1 pseudogene is annotated in these 560 nt (G+C 49.4%); it reads left to right on the top strand.

Going from position 1 to position 560, the window contains the following annotated elements:
* Positions 1–410, top strand: a pseudogene (gene tsf, locus FDX22_RS15705) (translation elongation factor Ts); the annotation flags it as partial.
* Positions 411–560: the final 150 nt, after the last annotated feature.

Below are 560 nucleotides of genomic sequence, written 5' to 3'. Positions count from 1 at the left end.
CCTGGAAGGCGAAGTACTGGGTAGCTACCAGCACGGTGCGCGTATCGGTGTTCTGGTTGCTGCAACTGGCGCTGATGAAGAACTGGTTAAACAGCTGGCAATGCACATTGCTGCAAGCAAACCAGAATTCGTTAAGCCGGAAGACGTTTCTGCTGAAGTAGTAGAAAAAGAATACCAGGTTCAGCTGGATATCGCGATGCAGTCTGGCNGGCCGCATGAAGAAATTCACCGGCGAAGTTTCTCTGACGGGTCAGCCTTTCGTTATGGATCCGAGCAAATCTGTTGCTCAGCTGCTGAAAGAGCATAATGCTGACGTAACAGGCTTCATCCGCTTTGAAGTGGGTGAAGGCATCGAGAAAGTTGAGACTGACTTTGCAGCAGAAGTTGCTGCGATGTCCAAGCAGTCTTAATTTTAAAAGGAGCCGCCTGAGGGCGGCTTCTTTTTGCGCCCGACTTGTAAATTCAGCTAAGCGCTATAGTGGCAGGGCTGAAAAGCGACATACAATGTCGCTGGAATTAACTCATCTCATTCGTTGACAGTCTCAGGAAAGAAACATGGC

This window comes from Citrobacter sp. TBCS-14, assembly GCF_005280805.1.
GTDB lineage: Bacteria > Pseudomonadota > Gammaproteobacteria > Enterobacterales > Enterobacteriaceae > Citrobacter > Citrobacter gillenii.
The sequence above is the reverse complement of the archived record's forward strand: the minus strand, read 5'-3'. Positions and strand labels throughout refer to the sequence as shown.